The organism is uncultured Nostoc sp., assembly GCF_964245445.1.
Classification (GTDB): domain Bacteria; phylum Cyanobacteriota; class Cyanobacteriia; order Cyanobacteriales; family Nostocaceae; genus Nostoc.
On record NZ_CAXTNE010000495.1, the window covers coordinates 1 to 2,371 of the forward strand.

At 45.7% G+C, this 2,371-nt stretch carries 2 protein-coding genes; both read right to left on the reverse strand.

Translation table 11 applies throughout. The features are described from left to right. Positions 1-467: 467 nt before the first annotated feature. Positions 468-1,529 (reverse strand): Gfo/Idh/MocA family protein, encoded by a 1,062-nt coding sequence (locus ACFE90_RS37765; RefSeq protein WP_375507342.1) that lies wholly within the window; start codon positions 1,527-1,529, stop codon positions 468-470. Between the two features lie 124 nt (positions 1,530-1,653). Continuing rightward, positions 1,654-2,371, reverse strand: a 718-nt coding sequence (gene rnc / locus ACFE90_RS37770; protein ID WP_375507343.1) for a ribonuclease III, incomplete at its 5' end; no start/stop codon positions are given.

Here is a 2,371-nt window from a genome sequence, read left to right on the forward strand (position 1 = left end):
GAAATAACAAATGCGATCGCCGAAATAACAAATGAGTTCGCCGAAATAACAAATGCGATCGCCATGATTGCAACAATTTAGCTTTGTCACGCCAGCGTAAAGCACCCTTCTCTTATCGGAGACTGGAGGCGAACGGGTTGGTGCAGTCGCCTGCAAAGGAGCCAGTGCGGTCTTGGGGTCTCCCCAAGTGGAGCATCCGGCGTTGGAAACCCTACCAAGAGCGTTGCTTCACCGCAAATCTTTGGTAGATGAAGTTTTTCCGACTTGTGTGTACTCCGTAGCCGATGGGTGAGAGGGACAGACTTGAACTAAAGTTTAAGGCAGGGAGAGGTTCGTCGAACTTATGATGTAGCATTATTATTCGGCTATTTGTCATCTTGACAGGGCTAATTGTAGAGACGTAAAATTATATGTCTCTTTCATACATCAAATCAGCAACGCCATAAATTTGAATTCTCTCTTGAGAATTACAGTTGAGAGTGCTTGTTAAGAAAAACAGGTTGGCCGCCTTGCTCAAGAGATACTGTTAGTGCAGCAAGAATTTCTACTAACTGTGTGCCTACCCAGCCAGAGGAAACCTCTGAGGGAGTATTGTTGAGGATAGAGACAACAAAGCCGGAGCAAACTCGCCCCAATGGTTCACCTGGCTCTAATTCCAGCACCACCTGCTTTTGATTTACTGGAATAAATTGATTTCCCTGCTGTTCAAACTCACCATGTAGTAGGGTGAGAGGTGATGATTGTGACATTTCATCAAAAATCAAACTACCAAGGCTACCTACAATCCCCAGCCGTCGCTGCTTGTCGGGATTCAGCCAGCACAAGTGAATATAAGCTTGAAAGCCATCAGGGTATGTCAGCGCCAGCCATACTAGGTCAGCTAGTCCTTGAGATGGGGAGTGGGTCATTTCTCTACTCCCCTCCACCTGTAGCCACACCGTACCCGTTGCTTGTACTTTCACAGGGATCTGTCCCAGCCAAGCGTTAAAGATAGCAATATCGTGAATAGCTAAGTCCCACAGTGCATCAACATCTTGCCGGACAGGCCCCAAATGGGTGCGCGTCGCGTAGCCATAGCGTAAATCTCCTAATTTACCTGCTTGTACTACAGTTTTTCCTCGCTCAACTGCTGGGTGAAATAAATAAGTATGGTCAACCATAAGTATTAAATGATGCCGCTCTGCTAACTGGCAAAGTTCCTGACATTCTGCGGGGTTGAGAGTTAGGGGTTTTTCAGCTAAAACATGATATCCCTGTTGGAGAGAGTCTTTAATTAAAGCGTAGTGGGTGGTAGCTGGAGTTGCGATCGCCACCCCTGTCAACCCTGGAACTTTCTTTAAATCCTCCCACTGGGTTGTTAAGACTACATTCTCATCTAAATTAAACTGCTGTTTTATCGCCGCTAATCGTTCTGGATGGGGGTCTACTACAGCAACTACATCTACATGGGGATGTGCTAAGAAATTCCGCAGCAAATGCACTCCCCAACGCCCAACTCCGATAACAGCAATTTTAATTTGGTTTGTCATTGGTCATTAGTCATTTGTCATTGGTCATTAGTCATTTGTCATTGCTCATTAGTATGCAGGGGACTTGGGACAAATGATCACTGACAATCAACTGAATTATCAGTTTATCAGCCAAGTTTTTGTTTCAGGGTATTTCCGGTTGAGGAATTGCTAAAAAGGCTACCTTAGCTGCGGCTTGTTCAGCAGTTTTGATCGAGCGTCCCTTACCTTCTCCTAGCTTGTTTCCGTGCAACCACACTTCAGCTAGGAAACGTTCTTGATTGCGGTGCGGTTGAGTGACTTCTACAACCCGGTACTCTGGTAAAACTTTAAATTGTGCCTGAGTCCATTCTTGGAGAGCAGCTTTGTAATTAAGTCTGGCAGGATCGAGGCGAATTTCTGTTGTTAGTTGTTGGAAGTGGGGATCTAGCCAAGAGCGGATCAGTTCCAAATTTTGAGTACTTAAGTAAAGCGCACCCAAAACTGCTTCAAAAGCATCTGCCAGTCGTGACTCTTGACCAACTTTATCGGCGGTAGCACTACCAGCGACTAGTAAGTATAACTCTAAACCATAAACTCTTGCCAATTGGGCGAGGATGCGATCGCTCACCAACACCGAACGAATTGCCGCAAAATCCCCTACTGGACAATTAGGATAATTTTCCCATAACACAACAGCCGACACCAACCGCACCACTGCATCGCCAACAAACTCTAGTTGTTCATAATTTGCCGAATCAGAGACAGTAGGATGAGTTAGCGCTAAATCCAGCAATTCCCACTTTATAGGTGCTTCTAGCGACAAACCTAATTTTTGGACTAAACTTTCGAGTTGCCGTTGACGGCGTGGATAGGCAAAGGGC